The sequence below is a fragment of the Mesorhizobium sp. B2-3-10 genome (assembly GCF_006442275.1).
GTDB classification, from domain to species: Bacteria; Pseudomonadota; Alphaproteobacteria; order Rhizobiales; family Rhizobiaceae; genus Mesorhizobium; species Mesorhizobium australicum.
The window spans coordinates 1-19,583 of the sequence record NZ_VFVT01000008.1 but is presented as its reverse complement, the minus strand read 5'-3'; the positions used below and the strand labels follow the sequence as shown (position 1 = coordinate 19,583).

Here is a 19,583-nt window from a genome sequence, read left to right as displayed (position 1 = left end):
AAAAGGTTTTTCCAGACAGTCCCGATGGGGTTCGGCCGTTAGCCGGGCTTTATTCCGGCCGGTAAGGGAAAACCTTTTTCCAACCAAGGATTTCTGCCGCGATGGCATCGGACGACCAGCCAGTTCCGGTCTTTCCCAAACCCGTCACCTTGCGCGACGTGGCCGCGCAGGCCGGCGTCAGCGTTGCCACTGCATCCAAGGCGCTCAACGATCAGGGGCGCATGACCGCCGAGACCCGCGAGCGCATTCGCGAGACGGCGCGCAACCTGGGCTTCCGGCCTAACAGCCTGGCGCAGAGCCTGCTGAGGCGCCGCTCCTTTACTGTCGGCCTGCTCACCAACGACACCTATGGCCGTTTCTCGCTGCCGCTGATGTCGGGCATTTCGGATGCGCTGGTCGATGCCGGCGTCTCGGTATTCCTGTGCAATGTCGAGGAGGATCCCCGTCTCGGCCAGCTCCATGTCGAGGCCATGCTCGACAAGCGCGTCGACGGCATCATCGCCACCGGCAAGCGCATCGACCGCCATCTGCCGATCGATCTCGCCAATTTGCGCATCCCCGTGATCTACGCCTTCACTCAGCCCGATCCCGACGCCGTCGCCTTCGTTTCCGACGATGCCGGGGGGGCGCGGCTGGCCGTCGACCATTTCTGCCGGCTCGGCCGCAAGCGCATCGCCCATGTCACCGGCCCGGCCAGTTTTGCCGTGGTGCATGAACGGGCGCAGGCCTATCGCGCCGCGCTGATCGAGAACGGCCTGTCCGTCATCGAACCCCTGCTCGGCGCCTGGTCGGAAGCCTGGGGGCATGAGGCGGTGACGTTCCTTTTCGATGGCGGGGGAGAAAAGCCGGACGCCGTCTTCTGCGGCAACGACCAGATCGCGCGCGGCGTCATCGATGCTCTGCGCGAGCGTGGCTTGAGCGTTCCCGGCGATGTCGGCGTCATCGGCTTCGACAATTGGGAGATCGTGGCCGAGGCGACCCGCCCGCCGCTGACCTCGGTCGACATGAACCTGACAGCGCTCGGCCGCGAGGCCGGGCTGACCCTGCTTTCCCTGGTCGGCGGCAAGCCCGCCGCGCCGGGCATCAGAAAACTGCCGTGCCGGCTGGTGGTGCGGCAGTCCTGCGGCCGCCTGCCCGACGGCTGAAAAGACGGCTGAGAAACGAAGCGCCGCGATCGGCGGCAAGCCGCGCATCGCGGCCAAATGAGGAGGAGGAGAACATGAGGACTTTGATTGCCAAACTGGCCCCGACCAAATTGGCCCTGACCAAATTGACGTTGACGGCTGCCGTTCTGGGTTGCGGCTTGCAATTTGCCGCCGCCGAAACCGCCAACATCTGGGTACGCGCCGACGGCTCGAACTTCATGCCGAGGATCGTCGACGCCTTCAACAAGGCGAACAAGGACCAGGTCAAGCTCGACATCATTCCCAATGCCGAGATCATCCCGAAATATGGCGCGGCCGCGGCCGGCGGCACGGCGCCCGACGCGCTGTCGCTCGATCTGATCTACACGCCCTCCTTCGCGGCCGCCGGCCAGTTGGAGGACATCACCGACTGGGCGAAATCGCTCCCCTATTTCGCCAGCCTGTCGCCCGCGCATGTGAAGACCGGCACCTACAAGGATCGCATTTACGGCCTGCCCTTCTCGGCCGACGCCTCGGTGCTGATCTGGAACAAGAAGCTGTTCAAGCAGGCAGGCCTCGACCCTGAAAAAGGCCCGGCCAACTGGGCCGAGATCGAAGCCGACGCCGAGAAGGTCAACGCTCTTGGCGGCAACATCAAGGGCTTCTACTTCTCCGGCAATTGCGGTGGCTGCAACATCTTCACCTTCACGCCGCTGATCTGGGCCTCGGGCGGCGACATCCTGTCGGAGGACGGCTCCAAGGCGACGCTGGACAGCCCGCAATTGCGCGGCGCCATCGATCTCTACCGCTCGATGGTCAAGAAGGATTTGGTGCCGGCGGGCGCGCAGACCGACACCGGCGCCAATTTCTTTGCCGCCTTCGCCGCCGGCAATATCGGCATCTCGCCCTCCGGCGCCTTCGCCATCGGCGCGCTCAACACGCAATATCCTGATGTCGACTACGGCGTCACCTTCCTGCCGGGCAAGGATGGCAACTGGTCGTCCTTTGCCGGCGGCGACAATTTCGTCGTCACCAAGGGCACCAAGAAACTCGCCGTGGTGAAGGAGTTCCTGGACTTCGCCTATTCGCTCGAAGGCCAGACGATCCTCGCCAAATACGGCAGCCTGCCGGTGCGCGGCGACATCGCCAAGGACGCGCTGAAGGAGCTCGACCCGCGCTACCAGATCGCCGCCGAGGCGATGGCCAAGGGCAAGACGCCGTATTCGGTGGTGTTCAACGACCTGATCAACTCCGCCAACGGCCCGTGGACGCAGATGATCAACGAGGTGTTCTTCGGCGACGACGTCGATGGCGCCATAGCAAACGCGCAGGAGACCATGCAGTCGATCATCGACCAGGCGCCGCAGAAGTAGCGCCGCCTCCACCTCCCCCTTGAGGGGAGGTCGGACCGCAGGTCCGGGTGGGTCGTCTCGGCAGTGCTCCGACGTTCCTTGATGTCGGCGCGCTTGGCGGAGGACCCCACCCCCGGCCTTCGGCCGGACCCTCCCCTCGAGGAGGAGGGGACGCAGCGCCAGGGAAACAGCCATGACCACCATCACCGCAACCACCGCCCCACCCCGCGTCCGCAAACGCGTTGGCGCCGGGCGCCGGCAATGGATTGGCCTGCTCTATGTCGCGCCGGCGGTGGCGCTGGTCATGCTGTTCTTCGTCATTCCGCTCGGCATGACGGCCTGGATGTCGCTGCACAACTGGCCCTTGATGGGCGAGCACTCCTTCATCGGCCTCGGTAATTACTGGGCAATCCTGCGCGACACCAGGTTCTGGAACGCGCTGAGATTCACCGGCTACTACACGCTGATCGTCACCATCGCGATCTTCGCCGTCGCCTTTCCGCTGGCGATCTTCATCGAGCGGCCGCGCCCATTCACCAACCTCTACCGCACCATGTTCTTCATGCCGGCGGTGGTCGGCTTTGCCTCGGCGAGCCTTTTGTGGTCGTGGCTGCTCAACGTCGATTCCGGCCTGTTCAGCCCCGCCGCCTACGATCTCGGCCTGATCGACAAGAAGTTCAACCTGCTCGCCACCTTCCAACCGGCCTTCTGGTCGATCATCGCCATGGTGGTGTGGAAGGTCGCTGGCTTCACCATGATCATCCTGATGACCGGCCTGCAGTCGATCCCGCAGGATCTGCAGGAGGCCGCCGTCATCGACGGCGCCGGGCCGTTCGCCAGGTTCCGGGCGATCACCTTGCCGCTGATGCGCCGCACCCTGGCGCTGGCGCTGATCCTGTCGGTCGCGGGCTCCATCCTTGCCTTCGACCAGTTCTACATCATCCTGCGCGGCGGCCCGCGCAACCAGACGCTGACGGCGGTGTACTGGATCTTCAACCAGTCCTTCGTCTCGTTCAAGCTCGGCTATGGCGCGGCACTCTCGATGGTGCTGCTGGTCATCCTGGTGGCGCTCAGCCTCGTCCAGCTCTGGTTGCTGCGCAAACCCGAGGGGCTCGACTGATGGCGCAGGCGATATCGGGCACAGGCAAGCTTGCCGCACGCTTGGCCAGGCATTCCACCGGCATCGTCGCCTCGGTGCTGTTCGTGGCGCCGATCGTGTGGACGGTGCTGTCGGCCTTCAAGCCGGCACAGGAGGCGCGCCTGCCGCCGCTGCCGCCCTGGCCGACGACAGGCTTCTCGCTGGAGAACTATCAAACGCTGAACAGTTTCGGCGACGGCCTGTGGGCCTCGGCGCAGAACAGCATCTATGTCTCGGTGATGACGGTCATGCTGTCGGTCATCGTCAGCGTGCTCGCCGGCTACGGCTTTTCGCGGTTTCGGTTCCCGTTCAAGGACTTGTTCTTCGTCCTCATCCTGTCGACGATCATGATCCCGTTCCAGTCGATCCTGACGCCGATCTTCCTGGTGCTGACCAAGCTTGGCCTGCACAACACGCTGACCGGCCTGGTCGGCGTCTATGTGACGCTGCAGCTGCCGTTCTCGATCTTCATGATGCGCAACGCCTTCGATGCGGTGCCGCGCGAGATCGAGGAAGCCGCGCGCATGGACGGCGCCGGCAACGCCACCATGCTCATAAAGGTCATGCTGCCGCTGGTCTGGCCTGGTGTCGTCACCATCGCGCTGTTTGCCTTCCTCGGCGCCTGGAACGAATTCCTCGCTGCCCTGGTGCTGATGACCGACCAGTCCAAGTTCACGCTGCCGGTGATGATGACCGCACTTCAGTCCGGCCGCTTCGGCGCCATCGACTGGGGCGCGGTGCAGGCGGGCGTCACCGTGATGATGGTGCCGTGCCTGATCCTGTTCCTGGCTTTGCAGCGCTTCTACATCCGCGGCCTGATGGCCGGGGCCGTCAAATAGAGCATGATCCCGAAAAGTGGGAACCGGTTTTCGGAAAGATCATGCTCCAACAAAGAGATAGACGTCAGATCGAATGGAGTGAGTTCATGACCGCATCGCCATCCCCCCGCCACGCCACCCCAAATAAATCGCAGGAGACGGGCAAGCCGAAGCTCGCCTTCCGCCCGCTGCCGGTGCCGCAGGTCGACGTGCGCGGCTTCTGGGGCGACCGCGCCGAGGCGGTTGCCACGCGCACCGCCGACATCCTTTACGACCGCTGCGTGGCGGCGCGCATGCTGGAGCAGATCGATCCGGACCAGCCCTCGCCAGGCGTCGTCATTCCGTTCCACTCGCCCTCGCCCGACGAGGCGGCCTCCGCCGGCTTCACCGGCTCGACGGTGACCACGCAGATGTTCTGGGATTCCGATCTCGGCAAGACGATCGAGACCGCGGCCTATTCGCTCTACCGGCGTAAGAATCCCGAACTGGAGAAGAAGATCGACGCCGTCATCGACATGTATGGCAGGCTGCAGCAGGAGGACGGCTATCTCTCCAGCTGGTACCAGCGCATCCAGCCGGGCAAGCGCTGGACCAATCTGCGCGACTGCCATGAGCTTTATTGCGCCGGCCACCTCATCGAGGGCGCGGTCGCCTACTACCAGGCGACGGGCAAGCGCAAGCTGCTCGAGATCATGTGCCGCTATGCCGACCACATCGCTTCGGTGCTGGGGCCCGAGCCCGGCAAGAAAAAGGGCTATTGCGGCCATGAGGAGATCGAGCTGGCGCTGGTCAAGCTGGCGCGGGTGACGGGCGAACAAAAGTACATGGAATTGGCCAAATACTTCATCGACCAGCGCGGGCAGCAGCCGCACTATTTCGACGAGGAGGCGCGCGCCCGTGGCGCCGACCCGAAGGCTTATCATTTCAAGACCTACGAATACAGCCAGTCGCACATACCGGTGCGCGAGCAGGACAAGGTCGTCGGCCACGCGGTGCGGGCCATGTACCTTTATTCGGGGATGGCCGACATCGCGACCGAATATGGCGACGACACGTTGCGGGTGGCGCTCGACCGGCTGTGGGACGACCTCACCACCAAGAACCTCTACATCACCGGCGGGCTCGGCCCGTCGGCGCACAATGAGGGCTTCACCAGCGACTACGACCTGCCCAACGAAACCGCCTATGCCGAGACCTGTGCATCGGTCGGGCTGGTGTTCTGGGCGAGCCGCATGCTCGGCATGGGGCCGAACGCGCGCTACGCCGACATGATGGAGCGCGCGCTCTACAATGGTTCCATTTCCGGCCTGTCGCTCGACGGCTCGCTGTTCTTCTACGAGAATCCGCTGGAAAGCCGGGGCAAGCATAACCGCTGGAAATGGCACCGCTGCCCTTGCTGCCCGCCCAATATCGGGCGCATGGTCGCCTCGATCGGCAGCTATTTCTACAGCCTGGCGGACGACGCGCTGGCGGTTCATCTCTATGGCGACTCCACCGCCCGCTTCGACATTGCAGACACACCGGTCACGCTGACGCAGGCGAGCCGCTATCCCTGGGATGGTGCCGTCGAGATTACCGTTGAGCCGCAGGCGCCGGTAGAGTTCACGCTGCACCTGCGTGTGCCGGCCTGGAGCGGCAACGCCGGCCTGGCCGTCAATGGCGAGACGGTCGACCTCGAGGATTTGACCAGTGACGGCTACGCCGCGATCCGGCGCAGGTGGCAGAAGGGCGACCGTGTCCGGCTCGATCTCGAAATGCCGATCGAGCGGCTCTATGCCAATCCCGAGGTGAGGCAGGATGCCGGCCGCGTCGCACTGTCGCGCGGGCCGCTGATCTACTGCGTCGAGGCGACCGACAATGACAGTCGCCTGCATCGCCTGACCCTGCCGCGCACGGCCGGCATCGAGGCGCATGACGAACCGGATCTGCTCGGCGGTGTGGTGACGCTTTCAGCCACGGCACAAGCCGATGCCGGGGATGGCTGGCAGGACGGCCTTTATCGCTCCGAGCCGCCGGCCAAGGTCGAGACCCGCCTGACCGCCGTCCCCTATTTCGCCTGGGACAACCGCGAGCCGGGCGAGATGCTGGTCTGGCTGCGCGATGGTTGAGGTCGGCCGTAACGCCATGGGGCGGCCGGTTATGTCCGGCTCGACTGGGCGGCGGCGGTCAGCGGCTTTTTCGGCGCTGTTTTCGCGGCGCTGCCGTCAATATGCGCCCAGGCCGGCCGCTCGAACAGGAACATGCCGAAGCCGATGCGCTGGACAATGAAGTAAAGCACGACGGGGCTGACGATCGAGACCAGCAGCACCGCCAGGCTGAGCAAGCCCGTGTCGGTCAGCAGGCCGCTTGCCAGTGCGGCGCCGCGGAACAGCGACATCGGAATGGTGAAGGCGACATAGACGACCAGCGAATGTTCGCCGAGCCAGCGCAGCCATTCCATGGCGGGAAATTTCGACAGGAAACCGCCAAGCACGCAAAGCGCCACGGCACCGGCGACGGCCAGGACGAGATGCAGCGGCGGCCATGCCGCCAGGCCCATCTGCATGCCGACCGGCTGCATGGCATAACCCGGCGAATAGACCAGCAGGCCATTGACGACAGCCCACAGGACGAGCCCGGCGACAGCCACCGCCGGGCGGGCTTGCGTCCATTCGACGAGCCGGAACACCAGCGGCGCCATGACGAAGCCAACGTAGAAAAAGACGAAGTAGGCGGCGAATTGTTCGACCGCGTAGCTGTCGGGATGCGGCGCCCACATCTGCAGACCGGCGGCGATCGGGATGACGATCCAGGCGGGCACGGCAAGCTGCCGCAGCAGTTTCGCGGCAAGACCGAACACCGCCAGCATGTAGATGAACCACAGGACGCCATAGGGCTGGACGACGGCCATTGCCAGGTCGTGCAGCATGCCGGCGGGATCCCGGCTGAAGATGCCGATCTTCAGCCCGATCGAGATGATCGCCCACAGCACGTAGAAATAGAGGTAATGGACGACGCGCCGGTCGATATAGCGCAGCCACGGCCGGTCGATCACCTGCGACAGGAACAGCCCCGAGATCAGGAAGAATTCCGGCATCCGAAACGGCGTCGCGAAGCCGATGACATAGTGGAGAAAGCCGACGCCGCCTGTATACTCGCCGGTGTTGTAGGCCGAGTACATCATGACCACGAGGATGATCGAGAGACCTTTGGCCGTGTCCACCCAGGGCATGCGCATCGGGCTGCTGTTCATGGCGGCGAATCCAAACCGGCCGGCCCGGCTGGCCAGCCATCATCCCGCAATGTCTAGCACCATCAAGCTTCCCAGATCGTAAACGCGGCTGTCTTGCGGTGAGGCTGGCAGGTCCGCGGGCCGCCGTGTTGAAGCCGTTGGCAATCATCTGCCGTCCGCGCTGCCCCTCGCCTGCCTGCCGGCATCATCTCCCCGTAAACGGGGCGAGGGACGCCGTTCTCGCCGATTTCGCCAATCGCCGGCGTTGCGGAAAGAGCGTCGGCCTCGCGGTAGCCCTCTCGCCCCGTTTACGGGGAGATGTCCGGCAGGACAGTGAGGGGCAGCGCCGACCGTGACCTTTATGCGCAATGAACGATTACTTTCGGGACTTGGATTTGTTCAAAGCCACCGCCGCGCGTACCAGCGCCTTGAAGGCCTCCTGGTCGACCTCCTCGCCTTTCTGGAAATCGATGGCGCGCCGTGTGTTGCCTTCGAGGCTGGAATTGAACAGGCGCGCGGGATCGGGCAGCGCGGCACCCTTGGCGAAGGTCAGCTTGACGACGGCCTTGTAGGTCTCGCCGGTGCAGATTATGCCGGCATCCTCCCACACCGGCACGCCGCGCCATTTCCACGTCTCGACCACGTCGGGATCGGCTTGATGGATCAGCGTGCGCAGCCGCCCCAGCATCTCGCCGCGCCAGTCGCCCAAGTCCTTGATCCTGCCGTCGATCAGCTCGGAGGGAGATTTGCTGTCCTGGGTGGTCGTCATGCCGTTTCTCCTTCGAATGCTAGATAGGGCACTCACATGCGCTCGCCAGGCAAGAGGCTCGCCTGCTTCACCCAGGCGCTGAACTGCGCTTCGTCGAACGCGTCGTCCTCATGAATGTCGAGGTAGCGCGTGTCCTGGTTCCTGGATTCGCCCGGCGGCACCGGATCCAGCGACATGCCGCGAAAGAAGGCCACCTTGATGTATCTGGTGAAGCAATGGAAGCTGAGGAACCAGCCTTCGCCCTCGACGCCGTAGAAAGGCGAGTTCCATTTCACCGCCTTGTTCACCCCGGGCACGGCGCGCTCGATGAGCGCGTCGAGCCGCCCGCCCATCTCGCGCTTCCAGCCCGGCATTGCCGCGATATAGGCCTGCACCGGAGCGTCGCCATAATCCTTGGCGATCTGCGGGTTGCCGCCGGAAAGCAGCTTCGGCTCAGCCTTGGCCGGGTCGCCTTGGCCATGCGCTTTCCTCCTATCCATTGGCCCGCTGTGCGCTGCGTCCTTTCGCGACATAGGGCAGCACGAACATATAGAGGCCGCTGAACAGCATAAGGAAGAGCGGCGGCAGTGGCGAATAGACCACCCAGGCCGGCGGCTGTCCAAACGCCATGGTGACGAAATTGGCGACGACGGTCGCCGTGAAGATGATCGACAGCCAGCGATGCGCTTGCCGCATCCATTTGCTCCAGTCCAATTCTGCCTCCTCTTGCGCTATGCGTTGAAACCCGGCGCCCTACCAGCGCGCCAGTTCGGTGATCTGGATGAGATTGCCGCAGCCATCCTCCAACTTGGCGATGGTCGAGCCGGTCACGTCGGTAGGCGCCATGGCAAAGGCACCGCCCTTCGCCTTGATGCGCTCATGGTCGCCCTTGATGTCGTCGGTGAAGAGCATCAGCGCCGGCTGGCCCTGCTTGAAGATCGCCTGCTGGTAGGCCTTTGCCGCCGGGTTGTCGTTCAGCGCCAGCTGCAATTCGGTGCCGTCGGGCTCTTCGGCCGAGACGACCGTCAGCCAACGGAACGGCCCATTGCTGAAATCGGCTTTTTTGGTGAAGCCCAGCACGCCGGTGTAGAAGGCAAGCGCCTTTTCCTGATCGTCGACATAGATGCTGGTCAGTTTGATCTTCATCGCTTTTTCTCCATGGTTTTGCCGGCGGGAAACCCGCCCTCTAATATTTCTGTGTGGCTTTCAGTTCGGCCGAGAGGCCTCAGTCCGTCCGCGCCAGAAGCTCTTCCAGCTTTTCCAGGAATTGCGGCCAACCCACCTTGGCGCCGCCATAGGCCCGCTTCTGGTCGGGCCGGAAACCGGCCTGCTCCATGCGCAAATGGGTTCCCGTTGGCGTCGGGGTGAGCGTGAAAGTCACCACGCTCCTGAGATCGAACGCTGGGTCCTGATGCGCGAGGTTCCAGCTGTAGGACAACCTCTTGTGCGGCTCCACGGCAAGCACCTCGCAGTCCAGCACGCCGCCCCAGTCGGCGCTGATGTTGAAGCGATGGCCCACGGCGGGTTTGAAATCGTTCTTCATCAGCCACTCCTCGATCAGATGCGGTTGCGTCAACGCGCGCCAGAGTTTTTCGGGCGGATGGGAGATCTCCCGCTCGACGACGACAGTGCGGGTTTGCTGTGCACTGTCGTTCACTGGTCCATCCTTTTGAGCAAATCCTCGAGGTCGTCGAACCGGCTTTCCCAGAACCCCGCCATATGGCGTGTCCAGTCCATCAGCGGCGCCAGCGCGGCAAGCTGGGCGCTGTAATGCGTCTGGCGGCCTTGATGGCGGTCGCGCACCAGCCCGGCCTGCTTCAGCACGCCGAGATGCTTCGACACCGCCGGCTGCGAGACGCCGGACTGGCTGGTCAGCGCCCCGACCGTCTGCTCTCCCTGGCGGCACAGCCGCTCGAAGATCGCCCGCCGTGTCGGGTCGGCGAGGGTCCTGAAGAGCGTGTCATGAGCGTCTGGCATCTCTAATCGATAACCCGTTGGCTATTGGTTGGCGTATAACCACAGGGATATATGTTCGTCAAGCGAAAGATTGCAGCGTCCTGAATACGGTGGTGGCTAGACGGCGACGTGGCTGCGACCGATCTCGCGCGCCACCAGTTCCTGCAGTTGCCACAGATTGCGGTCGCGTATGCCGCAGGCGTCGAGATGGCGGATGGTCTCGAACAGATATTGCGCGCCCGAGCCCCAATGGCCGACGGCGTTCGCCAGCGTCGCCGCGACCGCGGGCTTGTCCAGTTTGCCGGCATAGCGCGGGTTGGCGGGATCGACGACGAAGCCGAGCGCCAGGCACGGCCCGCTTTCGGTGCTGACCCGCAGCCAGCGCGGCACGTTGACGGCGGGCAGGATGGTCATTTCGCGGCGCAGCAGCGCTTCCAGATTTTCGGCTACCGGTTCGGCGATCTCGAACACCATGCCCTGGCACTGGCCGCCACGGTCGAGCGCCATCATCAGCCCGGGCTGCTCGAGCGTGCCGCGAAAGCGCTGCACCGTGAAGCAGAACGACCGGTGCCAGCCCCGCGCCACCGCCCGCTCACCGCCCCTCACCTCGCCCGCCGGCTTCCACAACAATGAGCCATAGGCGAACAGCTTCAGCGGCCCGGGTGGTGCCGAGGCCAGGATCTCGTCGCGAAACCGCGCATAGTCGTCATCGATCATCGGGATCATGCCCGGCACCGGCCCGGCATCCTCGACCACGCGCAAGGTGCGCGCCACCAGCGCCTCGGTCAGCGCCATCGGCGCCTTGCGTGGCAGTGATTTGCGCGGTGCGGCGGAAATCGGCTTGCTCATTGTCGTGCCTCGGCCATGGCAGCCATGTTGCTGAAGGCTAGGGGATTCTCAAGAGCCAGAACCGTTCGAAACCTGGAATCCATACCTGAGCCATCCCGTGCAGCAGCTTGATCAGATTCAACAAAATCGGGCGACGTTCGGCGTGCCTATGACACCAGCGGCATCGGCAGCTTGAGCCCATCGATCAGCGCATCGCGGAACAGCGCGATGGGGCGCCCCAGCCGCCCGGCAGGCGGGCGGTGCAGCAGCCAGGCGCGCACTTGCGGCTTGAAGTCGGGGCAGTCGATCACCTCGACGGCATCGCGCCAGCGACTGTCGGCGAAGGCGCCCGGCGTGACGATGCCGATGCCATGGCCGCGCGCCACCAGCGACATTCTGAGATCGACGCTGAGCGCTTCGACGCCGACCTGGAAAGGCAGCCTCGCGGCCTCGAAGCTCTGACGGATGAAGGCGCGAAAACCGCAGCCGTTTTCGTTCATCACCCAGGCAAAGCGCGATAGATCGGCAAGCTTCGCCTGCTTCGGCACGCGAAGGCCGGGAGACGCGACCAGCAGCACCGATTGTACGCCGAGATCGTCGCAGACCAGTTCGTCCGGTGGCGCCAGGCCTTCGGCGAGGCACACCGCCACCGCGTCGACCTCGCTGCGCGCCACCTGCTCGACCAGCCTTGGCGACCAGCCCGACGTGATGCGCAGCGTCAATTGCGGGAAGGCGGCGCGCAGGCCATCGAGCGGCAGCGCCAGCGCCGCATCCGAGAGATAGGGCATGATGCCCAGGCGGAATTCGCCCCTGACCTCGCCTTGCGGCGACACGCCTGCCTTCAGGTCCTCCAGCGAACGCAGCACGCGCCGGCCATGCTCATAAGCCTCGCGTCCCGAGGCGGTCGGCTTCAGCGGCTTCGACTGGCGGTCGAGCAATGCTGTCGCCAACCCATCCTCGAGGTTCTGGATGCGGCGCGTGACGCCCGGCTGGGTGAGATTGAGCCTGGCCGAGGCGCCGACGATCGAGCCAGTTTCCACCACGGCGACGAAAGCTTCGAGATCATGGATATTCATGCGCATCTCGCATAATCATTATCGATTTGATTGAATTGTAGCATGATAAAACTTCGGCATAAAGTCCTCACGGGACATGCAACTTCATTGAGGATTTCATGCTCGATACCAATGATGGTCAATTGGCCGGACGGCTGCCGGCTCGAACCATCACCGGCCCGCAGACGCTGCTTTTTGCAGCCTCTACCGGCATTATCGTCACCAATCTGTTCGCGCCGCAGACACTGGTCGGCCTGATCGGCCCGTCGCTCGGCGCCGGCGCCGCGAGCGTCGGTCTGGTCGCCATGGCGACGCTACTCGGCTATGCCGCCGGCCTGTTCTTCCTGGTGCCGATGGCCGATCTCGGCGAAAACCGCACCCTGATCCTGCGCATGCTGGGCGCGGCGGCTCTTGCGGCCGGCATCGCCGCGCTGGCGCCCACCATCGCCTCGCTGCTGATCGTCCTGTTCGTGCTCGGCGCCGCCTGTTCGGCGATCCAGATACTGGTGCCAATCGCCGCCTCGATGGCGCCGCCCGGCGAGGCCGGCCGCGTCATCGGCGATGTGATGAGCGGACTGATGATCGGCATCCTGCTCGCACGGCCGCTGGCCAGCCTCGTCGCCGATGCCTGGGGCTGGCGCGCCTTCTATGGCCTCAGCGCCGCCGCCCTGACGCTGCTCGCCATCGTGCTCGCCTTCACCCTGCCGCGACGGCGGCCGGAGGTGAAATCGTCCTATGGCGCGCTGATTGCTTCACTGTTCCATCTGCTGCGCCAAGAGCCGGTGCTGCGGCGCCGCGCCTTGACCGCGGCGCTGGTGATGGCGGCGTTCAGTCTGTTCTGGACGGCGGTGGCCCTGCGCCTGGCGCAGCCGCCTTTCGGCCTCGGGCAACGCGGCATCGCGCTTTTCGCGCTCGTCGGCGCCGGCGGTGCCGTGGTTACGCCGCTGTTCGGTCGCGCCGGCGACCGTGGCTGGACGCGGGCGGCGACGATCTTCTGCCATCTCGTGCTGATCGGCGCGCTGGTGCTCGCGGCCTGGGCCGGCTCCTTTCAGTCCGGAGTGTCATGGACACCGCTCGCGCTGATGGGCGTCAGCGCCGTGCTGCTCGACATCGGCGTCACCGGCGACCAGACGCTCGGCCGCCGCGCCATCAACCTGCTGCGTCCCGAGGCGCGCGGCCGCCTCAACGGCCTGTTCGTCGGCATCTTCTTCATCGGCGGCGCAATCGGCTCCTTGCTGGCCGGCATCGGCTGGACCCTGGGCGGCTGGCCCTGTCTCTGCGCCATCGGCGCCGCCTTTGGTCTCGCTGCCCTGCTGGTCGACTGGACCGGCGGGCCCGAATGACCGCTGGCCGGAACGACATTGCCTCATAAGCGTTGTCGGCGGGGAGGAAGTCATGAACGATGCGCCGGCAACGCCCGTCGGCAGGCCGCTTTCGCCTGGCGAGCTGGTCACCGTGATGTCCCATTTCCATCGCGCCGAGATCGCCCGCATGGCGGGCTGGCGCGACCGCCTCGACCGCACCAGCAATTGGGCGATCACCGTTGTCGCGGCGATGCTGTCGGTGTCGCTGTCGACGGCCAGCGCCCATCACGGCGTGCTGCTGTTCGCCATGCTGCTGGTGCTGCTCTTGTTGTGGATCGAGGCGCGCCGCTACCGCTTCTTCGATGTCTACCGCGCCCGCGTGCGCCAGTTCGAGCGCCATTATTTCGCGCAGATCTTCTCGCCGCAGCCCGACTTTGCCTCCGACTGGCTGCTGATCCTCGGTGAGAGCCTGCGCACGCCCAAATTCCTGGTCTCGCAGCGCGTGGCGCTGGCGCGCCGCTTGCGCCGCAACTACCTGCACATGATGCTGATCCTGCTGCTCGCCTGGATCCTCAAACTGTCGACCCCGAGCCTGATCGACCAAGGCGTGCCGGTCGGCTTTGTCGGCACGATGCGCGAAGCTGTCGGCGCCGCGGCGCTCGGTCCCATTCCGGGCGTGGTCATCGTCGCCGTGGTTGCCCTCCTCTATGCCGTCCTGCTGGCAGCCGCCTTCCTGACACCGGGCGACGACGGCGAACTCTCCTTCGGCGACGTCCACGTCTGAGTTCGATACCTCGTGATGGATGGCTGCAACGCAAACCCCGGCCGCGCGTTGTGATGGTCAGTCCGCGGCGGCGTCTTGAAGGGACCCATGATCCACCCACTGGCAACAAGGTCGCACGGCACCGCGGCCGCCCTTTCGCTGGCGATTGTCGCCCTCGCCCCGGCAAGCCAGGCGCTGGCCGCGCAGCCGGCCGGCCACGCCTCGGGCATGGGCGGCTCGGCGGAGGGCCTGTTCGTCGCCGAGATCGTGCTTCTGCTTCTGGTCGGCCGCGGCCTTGGCGAGATCTTCCAGCGCTACCGGCAGCCGGCGATCATGGGCCAGCTGATCGGCGGCATCCTGCTCGGGCCGTCGCTGTTCGGCTGGCTCTGGCCCGGCGCCCAGCATCTTATCTTCTCCACCGATCCGGCGCAGAAAGGCATGATCGATGCCGTCTCGCAGCTCGGCATCCTGCTGCTCCTGCTGCTGACCGGCATGGAGACGGATCTGCGGCTCGTGCGGCGGGTGGGCGCGGCCTGTTTTTCGATCTCGATCACCGGCGTCGTCCTGCCCTTTGCCTGCGGTTTCGCGCTGGCGCAGGTGCTGCCGGATACGCTTCTGCCCGAGCCGAGCGAGCGCATCGTCGCCGGGCTGTTCCTCGGCACGGCGCTGTCGATCTCCTCGGTCAAAATCGTCGCCATGGTGGTGCGCGAGATGAATTTCATGCGCCGCAACCTCGGCCAGGTCATCGTCTCCTCGGCCATCATCGAGGACACGATCGGCTGGCTGATCATCGCCGTCACGTTCGGCATCGCCACCAATGGCAGCCTGCAGGTGCTGCCGCTGGTGCTGACGGTGGCCGAAGTGGCGCTGTTCATGGTGTTCTCCTTCACCATAGGCCGCCGCCTGGTGTTCACCCTGATCCGCTGGAGCAACGATTCCTTCCGCAGCGAATACGCCGTCATCACCGTTATCCTCATCATCATGGGCGTGATGGCGCTGATCACCAACCTGATCGGCGTCCACACCGTGCTCGGCGCCTTCGTCGCGGGCATACTGGTCGGGGAATCGCCGATCCTGTCGGACCACATCGAGGGCCAGTTGCGCGGCGTCATCACGGCGCTGTTCATGCCGGTGTTCTTCGGCATGGCCGGCCTGTCCGCGGACCTCACCGTGCTTGCCGACCCGACGCTGGCGCTGCTGACGCTGGCGCTGGTGGCGATCGCCAGCATCGGCAAGTTCTCGGGCGCCTTCCTCGGCGGCCGGCTGGCCGGCATGTCGCTGAAGGAGTCCACTGCCGTCGGCAGCGCCATGAACGCACGCGGCTCGACAGAGGTCATCGTCGCTTCGATCGGCCTGTCGATGAACATCCTCTCCCACAATCTGTTCACCATGATCGTCACCATGGCCGTCATCACCACGCTGGCCATGCCGCCGATGTTGCGCTGGGCGCTCGGCCGGCTGCCGGTCGGCGACACCGAAAAGCAGCGCGTCGACCGCGAACTGCTCGACGAGCGCGGCTTCGTCTCCAAGCTGGAGCGGTTGCTGCTGCTTGTCGACGACAGCCCGGTCGGCAAATTCACCGCCTATCTCGCCGGTCTCGTCGGCGGGGGCAGCGGCATGCCGACCACGCTGCTCCACCTCGAGGATGGCAAATTGTCCGGCCCGGCCCGCGACAAAGGTCCCGAGCGGGCCTCCAAGCAGGTCAAGAGGGGGGCGGCCAGAAGCGCCAGGGCTGTCAGGAAGGCCGAGGATACGCCCGTCGACAAGGTCCACCTCACGGCCCGCACCGAGCTTGAAGCCACCGCCGAGACGATCGCCGCGGAAGCCCGCAAGGGCTACGGCCTGCTGCTGGTCGGGCTGGACAACGCGCTGGCCGAAGGCACCTTCAGCGGCACGCTGAACGCCATCACCAGCGGCTTCGACGGCCCGCTCTGCCTGGTGCTGAATGGCGCCAAGGCCGATGGCAAGATGCCGATGCTGCGCGCCGGCGCGACCATCCTGGTTCCCGTCAACGGCACCGAGGTGGCGCGGCGCGCGGCCGATTTCGCGCTCGCCTTGGCGCGGCCGCACCGGGCGCGCGTGAAAGTCCTTTATGTCTCGCAGGCCCGCAAGGGCAGCCGGCCGAGCTCGGTTTCGCACCGCCGCGAGGAGGCCGTGCTCAAGGATGTCGCCGATCTCGCCGACCGCTATGGCGTCGCCGTCGACACAGCGATCAGGACGCGCGCCACGCCCGACAGGGCGATCGCCAGGGAAGCAGCCAAGGGCGCCGCCATGGTGGTGATGGGCGTCACGCAGCGGCCAGGCGACGAGCTGTTCTTCGGCGACACGGCGAGCGCGGTTCTGGCCGCCGCCGCCTGCCCGGTCGTGCTTCTGGCCAGCGACCGCGTGCGGCGAACCGAAGCCGCCGCCGAGGAGGCGGCAGCCGAGACTGGGGCTTGATGCCTGTCGGCCTTGCCGGAGGACGCGATTCCCCCGGGGAAGCGCTACGCGCTGTTCCTGGAATTGCGCCTACAGGCCGAGGAATTGCCGTCCGATCATGTAGCCCAGCGCCGCCGCGACGAGCGGAAACAGCGCCGGCGCGACCTTGCCGAACAAGGAGACGCTTGTGTCCTTGGGCGGCACATAGCGTCCATTGCCAAGATTCTTGGTCATTGCGTACCCCACGCCATCGGATAATTAGCAGATGCTTATTGACGCATGGCCGCATTAACGGGTTGCAAAGAAATTCGATCGAAAGCCGGCCATTCGACTGGATGACTGGCGAATGCGCCTTGGCTTGGCCTGGATCTCGGAAGCGGGTTTGCCCGCGGCCTCGCGCAGCCGCCGGGCACCCGTCGTCGCGGCTGAGCGCTAAATCCGGCAGACCGCCATGACGAAGAACTCGCGGTAGCAGAAATCGGGATCGTCGAGCAGGCGATCCGGCCGCTGCTTGAGCTCCCGCCAATAGGCCTGGTCGGCGTCAGGCAGGGCGTAGCCCGGCGCGACGCTGGCAAAATAGGCCAGCAGGTCGCGAACATAGTCGCGCGTGAAGCGAGGCGCCGGCGCCCAGCGCTCGACCAGCCAGCCCTTGCGGCTGACGACCTCCAGGCCCGCCTGCCGCAGGCGTGCCGGAAGCGTCGAACCGCAATCGGTGCCGAGCACGCCCCGGTCGCGGAACCCCTGCAGCCTGGCGGCCATGAAGCGCGCCAGCAGGGCCCGGTCCATGGGCAGGATCTGCAGGATGGTCGAATCGAAATCCTTGACCGCCAGGATGCCGCCCGGCTTCAGCACGCGCCTGGCCTCGCCGACGGCAAGCTCGAACTCGGCCGGCGTCAGATACTGCATGACATTGCCGGACCAGACGCAATCGAACGATGCGTCGGCGAAGGGCAGCGACAGGATGCTGCCGACATGCGTGGCGACTTCCGGCGGCTCGGGCAGCGTGCCCGCGAGCGCCTCGACCCGGTCGATGTTTTCGGGCGCGAGGTCGAGCGCGGCGATGAAGCCGGAGGAGCCGACGGCGCTCGCGATGAGCGGCAGGAAGCCGCCGCTGCCGCAACCGGCGTCGAGCACGCGCCAGCCCGGGCGGATGCCGGCGTCGAGCAAGGCCGCCTCGTATTCGGGCCGCGACGATTCGAAATGAAGATCGAGCCAGCCGGCCTCGCTCGCTTCGTGACCGGTGGACGTTTGGTTCCTGCCAGACAAATGATGACCCCCCATGGCGCGGCAGGGATAGAAGCGCACCCAACGGCATCGCGCAATGCCCTGCGCTGCGTGGAACCGACGCCGGTCTACGCCGGCAGGGACGGCTCGGTGTTGGGTTCCAGCGCCTCTTCCGCCTCATGGTCGTCCGGAAGCACGTCGCCATGCACCGCCAGCGGCCGGCCGATCCAGATGGGATCGACCAGATGGTCGCGCTTGGGATTGCTCGTGTTCGGGTGGACGAGGATGCTCAGCCCGCCATGGTTCAGCATCAGCCACGGAACCAGCGCGCCGAAGATCCCGGTCGCGAAGGAGACCTGGTACATGGCCTTGTCATGCGGCCCGACCTGTCTGTCGTGCCAATTGCCCAGGCGCACGCGGAAACGCTCGCCGATGCGAAGACGCAGCCATTCGGCATGCTGCCGCTCGGCCTGCCCGTCGAAATAGACATGCGCGTGATAGCTGGCGATCTCGGCAAGTGGCCGTGGACTGTCCTGGCTCATCTCGATGCCCTCCTCCTCCCGCCATTCAGCCCGAGAGCGCGGTCTTAAGCAAGGTCACCGACTGCCGCTCCACCCGCCGGGAAGATCGGCACCCGCTGGACGCGGTTCCCGCCTCCCAGGCATGCCGTCAGGCCGCCGGCCGCGAGGCTTTCGGCCCCGCGCACATCGTGTAGTCTGATCGTCCCCTTGGAAAGTGACAAGATGAACACCGCCGAAACCCTGCCCTATCTGTCATCCCAGCTGCTCGACCGCCTGTCGATCTCGACAGTCGACATGGTCGACGAGATCGAACGCCAGATCGTCGGCCAGCGGCGCGGCGAGGTCTGGTGCGCGCCGAAGGCGGTCGTGCTGCCGGGCGACGACCGCTACATCATGGCGACGCTGGGCGTCGCCTCCACGCCGCCCGTGCTGGCGACGAAATCGCTGGTCGTCAATCCGCGCAACGCCGGGCGCGGGCTGCCGACGCTCAATTCGCTGATCACGCTGCTCGACGCCGAAACCGGCCTGCCGCTTGCCCTGGTCGACGGCAATTGGGTGACGGAGAAACGCACCGCCGCCTTGAGCGCCGTCGCCGCCAGGCGCATGGCGCGCGGCGATGCGTCATCCCTGGCCTTCATCGGCTGCGGGGTGCAAGCGCGTGGCCACCTCGAAGCCTTCGCCGACCTCTTCCCCTTGCGCGAAATCCGCGCCTTCGGCCGCGGCACCGCCAACCGCGACGCGCTGTGCCAAATGGCACAATCGCGCGGACTGGACGCCGTGCCCTGCGACACGGCAAGGGAAGCGGTCGAAGGCGCCGACATGGTGGTGACGACAGTGACCCTGGTGCCCAAGCCCGAACCCTTCCTCGACGCCAACTGGCTGAAGCCTGGAAGCTTCACCGTGATGACCGACCAGGCCCTGCCCTGGCTGCGAGAGACCATGCCCCGCTTCGACCGCATCATCGTGGATGATCTGGAGCAGGAGAGAACCATGGCCAAGCCGATGGTCGACCCGGCGCTGGTTGCCGGAGATTTGACCGGGCTGGTTTGCGGGGACTTTGCGGGGCGGGAGAGGCCGCGCGAGACCACGGCGTTCGTGTTCCGGGGGCTGGCGGTGGGGGATC

General features: G+C 65.6%; 21 protein-coding genes. 9 read left to right on the top strand and 12 right to left on the bottom strand.

Going from position 1 to position 19,583, the window contains the following annotated elements:
- Positions 1 to 101 precede the first annotated feature (101 nt).
- The 5 genes from FJ943_RS22385 (at position 102) to FJ943_RS22365 (ending at position 6,540) form a co-directional block, all read left to right on the top strand.
- Positions 102 to 1,145, top strand: a complete 1,044-nt coding sequence (locus tag FJ943_RS22385; protein ID WP_140724953.1) for a LacI family DNA-binding transcriptional regulator — start codon at positions 102 to 104, stop codon at positions 1,143 to 1,145.
- A 74-nt stretch (positions 1,146 to 1,219) separates the two neighbouring features.
- Positions 1,220 to 2,497 (top strand): sugar ABC transporter substrate-binding protein, encoded by a 1,278-nt coding sequence (locus FJ943_RS22380; protein ID WP_140716548.1) that lies wholly within the window; start codon positions 1,220 to 1,222, stop codon positions 2,495 to 2,497.
- 172 nt (positions 2,498 to 2,669) lie between these two features.
- On the top strand, positions 2,670 to 3,596 hold the full coding sequence (locus tag FJ943_RS22375) for a sugar ABC transporter permease (protein WP_140724950.1): 927 nt from the start codon (positions 2,670 to 2,672) through the stop codon (positions 3,594 to 3,596).
- On the top strand, positions 3,596 to 4,453 hold the full coding sequence (locus FJ943_RS22370; RefSeq protein WP_140617877.1) for a carbohydrate ABC transporter permease: 858 nt from the start codon (positions 3,596 to 3,598) through the stop codon (positions 4,451 to 4,453). The genes FJ943_RS22375 and FJ943_RS22370 overlap by 1 nt, the downstream gene beginning before the upstream one ends.
- A gap of 86 nt (positions 4,454 to 4,539) precedes the next feature.
- Positions 4,540 to 6,540: a glycoside hydrolase family 127 protein gene (locus FJ943_RS22365; RefSeq protein WP_140724947.1), complete on the top strand. Its 2,001-nt coding sequence runs from the start codon at positions 4,540 to 4,542 to the stop codon at positions 6,538 to 6,540.
- A 29-nt stretch (positions 6,541 to 6,569) separates the two neighbouring features.
- Here the strand turns inward: FJ943_RS22365 and FJ943_RS22360 are convergent, their stop codons facing one another.
- The 9 genes from FJ943_RS22360 to FJ943_RS22320 form a co-directional block, all read right to left on the bottom strand.
- Positions 6,570 to 7,664 (bottom strand): acyltransferase family protein, encoded by a 1,095-nt coding sequence (locus tag FJ943_RS22360; RefSeq protein WP_140724945.1) that lies wholly within the window; start codon positions 7,662 to 7,664, stop codon positions 6,570 to 6,572.
- Between the two features lie 355 nt (positions 7,665 to 8,019).
- Positions 8,020 to 8,412 carry a DUF1801 domain-containing protein gene (locus FJ943_RS22355; RefSeq protein WP_140724942.1) on the bottom strand — a complete coding sequence of 131 codons (393 nt, stop codon included), beginning with the start codon at positions 8,410 to 8,412 and terminating at the stop codon, positions 8,020 to 8,022.
- A 32-nt stretch (positions 8,413 to 8,444) separates the two neighbouring features.
- Positions 8,445 to 8,891, bottom strand: a complete 447-nt coding sequence (locus FJ943_RS22350) for a DUF1801 domain-containing protein (protein ID WP_140724939.1) — start codon at positions 8,889 to 8,891, stop codon at positions 8,445 to 8,447.
- Positions 8,884 to 9,105: a hypothetical protein gene (locus FJ943_RS22345; RefSeq protein ID WP_015316761.1), complete on the bottom strand. Its 222-nt coding sequence runs from the start codon at positions 9,103 to 9,105 to the stop codon at positions 8,884 to 8,886. Before FJ943_RS22345 ends, FJ943_RS22350 begins: the two co-directional genes overlap by 8 nt.
- A gap of 39 nt (positions 9,106 to 9,144) precedes the next feature.
- The gene (locus FJ943_RS22340; protein WP_140663587.1) at positions 9,145 to 9,537 is read right to left on the bottom strand and encodes a VOC family protein; all 393 of its coding nucleotides are present in this window, start codon (positions 9,535 to 9,537) and stop codon (positions 9,145 to 9,147) included.
- Between the two features lie 79 nt (positions 9,538 to 9,616).
- Positions 9,617 to 10,048, bottom strand: a complete 432-nt coding sequence (locus tag FJ943_RS22335) for an SRPBCC domain-containing protein (RefSeq protein ID WP_015316759.1) — start codon at positions 10,046 to 10,048, stop codon at positions 9,617 to 9,619.
- Entirely contained in the window at positions 10,045 to 10,368 is a 324-nt protein-coding gene (locus tag FJ943_RS22330; protein WP_140617871.1) for a metalloregulator ArsR/SmtB family transcription factor, read from the bottom strand. Before FJ943_RS22330 ends, FJ943_RS22335 begins: the two co-directional genes overlap by 4 nt.
- 96 nt (positions 10,369 to 10,464) lie before the next feature.
- Positions 10,465 to 11,196, bottom strand: coding sequence for a gamma-glutamylcyclotransferase (locus FJ943_RS22325; protein WP_140724934.1), 732 nt, complete (start codon positions 11,194 to 11,196; stop codon positions 10,465 to 10,467).
- A 146-nt stretch (positions 11,197 to 11,342) separates the two neighbouring features.
- On the bottom strand, positions 11,343 to 12,251 hold the full coding sequence (locus FJ943_RS22320) for a LysR family transcriptional regulator (RefSeq protein WP_140724931.1): 909 nt from the start codon (positions 12,249 to 12,251) through the stop codon (positions 11,343 to 11,345).
- Between the two features lie 98 nt (positions 12,252 to 12,349).
- Between FJ943_RS22320 and FJ943_RS22315 the strand changes: the two genes are divergently transcribed.
- The 3 genes from FJ943_RS22315 to FJ943_RS22305 all read left to right on the top strand — a co-directional run bounded on the left by FJ943_RS22315 (position 12,350) and on the right by FJ943_RS22305 (position 16,736).
- Complete coding sequence (locus FJ943_RS22315; RefSeq protein ID WP_140724928.1) at positions 12,350 to 13,573, top strand: MFS transporter; 1,224 nt, start codon at positions 12,350 to 12,352, stop codon at positions 13,571 to 13,573.
- A 52-nt stretch (positions 13,574 to 13,625) separates the two neighbouring features.
- Positions 13,626 to 14,318 (top strand): DUF2270 domain-containing protein, encoded by a 693-nt coding sequence (locus tag FJ943_RS22310; protein WP_140724925.1) that lies wholly within the window; start codon positions 13,626 to 13,628, stop codon positions 14,316 to 14,318.
- An 87-nt stretch (positions 14,319 to 14,405) separates the two neighbouring features.
- Positions 14,406 to 16,736: a cation:proton antiporter gene (locus FJ943_RS22305; RefSeq protein WP_246671920.1), complete on the top strand. Its 2,331-nt coding sequence runs from the start codon at positions 14,406 to 14,408 to the stop codon at positions 16,734 to 16,736.
- Positions 16,737 to 16,805: 69 nt separating this feature from the next.
- Here the strand turns inward: FJ943_RS22305 and FJ943_RS29705 are convergent, their stop codons facing one another.
- The 3 genes from FJ943_RS29705 to FJ943_RS22295 all read right to left on the bottom strand — a co-directional run bounded on the left by FJ943_RS29705 (position 16,806) and on the right by FJ943_RS22295 (position 18,481).
- Positions 16,806 to 16,949, bottom strand: a complete 144-nt coding sequence (locus FJ943_RS29705; protein WP_181171316.1) for a hypothetical protein — start codon at positions 16,947 to 16,949, stop codon at positions 16,806 to 16,808.
- A 198-nt stretch (positions 16,950 to 17,147) separates the two neighbouring features.
- Positions 17,148 to 17,981, bottom strand: coding sequence for a methyltransferase domain-containing protein (locus tag FJ943_RS22300; RefSeq protein WP_246671919.1), 834 nt, complete (start codon positions 17,979 to 17,981; stop codon positions 17,148 to 17,150).
- Between the two features lie 86 nt (positions 17,982 to 18,067).
- Positions 18,068 to 18,481, bottom strand: coding sequence for a DOPA 4,5-dioxygenase family protein (locus FJ943_RS22295; protein ID WP_140724923.1), 414 nt, complete (start codon positions 18,479 to 18,481; stop codon positions 18,068 to 18,070).
- A gap of 201 nt (positions 18,482 to 18,682) precedes the next feature.
- Between FJ943_RS22295 and FJ943_RS22290 the strand changes: the two genes are divergently transcribed.
- Positions 18,683 to 19,583 (top strand): ornithine cyclodeaminase family protein (locus FJ943_RS22290; RefSeq protein WP_140724920.1); only part of this gene is annotated, 901 nt, incomplete at its 3' end.

Coding starts and splice junctions, on each gene's coding strand:
- FJ943_RS22385 (WP_140724953.1), top strand. CDS start 102: ATGGCATCGGACGACCAGCCAGTTCCGGTCTTTCCCAAACCCGTCACC.
- FJ943_RS22380 (WP_140716548.1), top strand. CDS start 1,220: ATGAGGACTTTGATTGCCAAACTGGCCCCGACCAAATTGGCCCTGACC.
- FJ943_RS22375 (WP_140724950.1), top strand. CDS start 2,670: ATGACCACCATCACCGCAACCACCGCCCCACCCCGCGTCCGCAAACGC.
- FJ943_RS22370 (WP_140617877.1), top strand. CDS start 3,596: ATGGCGCAGGCGATATCGGGCACAGGCAAGCTTGCCGCACGCTTGGCC.
- FJ943_RS22365 (WP_140724947.1), top strand. CDS start 4,540: ATGACCGCATCGCCATCCCCCCGCCACGCCACCCCAAATAAATCGCAG.
- FJ943_RS22360 (WP_140724945.1), bottom strand. CDS start 7,664: ATGAACAGCAGCCCGATGCGCATGCCCTGGGTGGACACGGCCAAAGGT.
- FJ943_RS22355 (WP_140724942.1), bottom strand. CDS start 8,412: ATGACGACCACCCAGGACAGCAAATCTCCCTCCGAGCTGATCGACGGC.
- FJ943_RS22350 (WP_140724939.1), bottom strand. CDS start 8,891: ATGGATAGGAGGAAAGCGCATGGCCAAGGCGACCCGGCCAAGGCTGAG.
- FJ943_RS22340 (WP_140663587.1), bottom strand. CDS start 9,537: ATGAAGATCAAACTGACCAGCATCTATGTCGACGATCAGGAAAAGGCG.
- FJ943_RS22330 (WP_140617871.1), bottom strand. CDS start 10,368: ATGCCAGACGCTCATGACACGCTCTTCAGGACCCTCGCCGACCCGACA.
- FJ943_RS22325 (WP_140724934.1), bottom strand. CDS start 11,196: ATGAGCAAGCCGATTTCCGCCGCACCGCGCAAATCACTGCCACGCAAG.
- FJ943_RS22320 (WP_140724931.1), bottom strand. CDS start 12,251: ATGAATATCCATGATCTCGAAGCTTTCGTCGCCGTGGTGGAAACTGGC.
- FJ943_RS22315 (WP_140724928.1), top strand. CDS start 12,350: ATGCTCGATACCAATGATGGTCAATTGGCCGGACGGCTGCCGGCTCGA.
- FJ943_RS22310 (WP_140724925.1), top strand. CDS start 13,626: ATGAACGATGCGCCGGCAACGCCCGTCGGCAGGCCGCTTTCGCCTGGC.
- FJ943_RS22305 (WP_246671920.1), top strand. CDS start 14,406: ATGATCCACCCACTGGCAACAAGGTCGCACGGCACCGCGGCCGCCCTT.
- FJ943_RS29705 (WP_181171316.1), bottom strand. CDS start 16,949: ATGACCAAGAATCTTGGCAATGGACGCTATGTGCCGCCCAAGGACACA.
- FJ943_RS22295 (WP_140724923.1), bottom strand. CDS start 18,481: ATGAGCCAGGACAGTCCACGGCCACTTGCCGAGATCGCCAGCTATCAC.